The following is a 1,266-nucleotide window of genomic DNA, read 5'->3' as shown; positions in this document are numbered from 1 at the left end:
CAGCGGTCAGTTCCGCTGCCTTGGCCTGCTCACGGCGGGTCAGCGACACCGCTGCCGGGTCGTACTCCGGCTTCGGCTTCGTGCCAGCAGGCGCCTGCGGCGGAATCCCGCGCAACACCTCCACGATGTGCTGTTCCCACCACAACGCCTCCGCCGCTACTGCCTCCGGCAGACCCTCCAACGGCGTCGCTGGCGGGACCGGTGTCCGCGACGACGCGCGTACCACCTCGAAGTCCTCGGCCGCCGACAACTCGATCAGGCCGATGTCGGTGACTGCACCCTCCGTGTCCGCCAGACGCACGGTCGTGCCGGACACCGCGATCACCGTGTGCAGAACATCGGCCACTCGCACTCGATCACCGATCGACACCCCGACAGGCCGCCGCGGCCGATGCCCCGCGTTCACCTCGCGCTCCCCGCTGTACCAGCGGCCCGCACCAGCGTGGCGGGGCCCAGCCGCTCATGCGCGAGATCGGCTACCAGTTCCTGCCTCCACATCAGATGAAACAGCGCGGGCAGCACCGCCAGCCGATCGCCGACGTTCTCGGCTCCCTTCAGCAACGGCGTCGGCCCCGCGAAGGTCTCCTGTAACCGGGCCGCGATCTCCGGTCTGCCAGCGCAGCGCGGATGCCGGTAGCGGGCCAGCCACCGCAGATTCGCCATCAGCGCAGGGTCCGGGACGCCGACGTGTCTGAACTCCCAGCCGACCGCTGAACAGGCCCGCTCAGTGGCTGCGAACGCCTCGGCGGTCCGCTCGTCGACCTGGTCCTCGGCACGGACATCGACCACGCGAGCACGGCCGTCGGCGAGCCGTACGAAGTAGTCCGGGGCATGGCGCCGCTTCTCTTTCCCGTCATGCCAGTGCAGCCAGAACGGCTGCGAAGCGATCCCCACAACTTCAGGATCGAAGTCCAGCAGGATCAGCTGGTCCTGCTCCAGCCACGACTCGAACCCCACATGACGTCCAGTCGATGCGGCCCACCACCAGCCTGGGAAATGCCCGAGTCCGCGCGACCAGCGGAACGTCCGTACCGGAGTTACCTCCTCCCACGCCAGCCCGTGGCAGTGGTCCAATGGGACAACTCGCTCGTGGCCGTCAGCACCGCCGAAACGGAGCGCAAACCCACCCCCCGCGATGCCATGCTCTAACGCACCCGCAGTGCTCACCCGGCCACCTCGTCCCCAATCGAGTACACCGTAGTGGCAACAAGCCGAGCTTGAGCAAGATTCAGTGACAAAGAGGAAGATCGACTGTCACAGGACACC

At 67.6% G+C, this 1,266-nt stretch carries 1 protein-coding gene and 1 pseudogene; both read right to left on the bottom strand.

From position 1 onward, the window contains the following. Positions 1–346 (bottom strand): annotated as a pseudogene (locus ACIQIB_RS39250) (integrase); the annotation flags it as partial. A 56-nt stretch (positions 347–402) separates the two neighbouring features. Continuing rightward, positions 403–1,074 carry a TnsA-like heteromeric transposase endonuclease subunit gene (locus ACIQIB_RS39245; protein ID WP_400764244.1) on the bottom strand — a complete coding sequence of 224 codons (672 nt, stop codon included), beginning with the start codon at positions 1,072–1,074 and terminating at the stop codon, positions 403–405. Positions 1,075–1,266: the final 192 nt, after the last annotated feature.

Origin of the sequence: Kitasatospora sp. NPDC092286, assembly GCF_044755565.1 — a bacterium.
In the GTDB taxonomy this organism is placed as follows: domain Bacteria; phylum Actinomycetota; class Actinomycetes; order Streptomycetales; family Streptomycetaceae; genus Kitasatospora.
The sequence above is the reverse complement of the archived record's forward strand: the minus strand, read 5'-3'. Positions and strand labels throughout refer to the sequence as shown.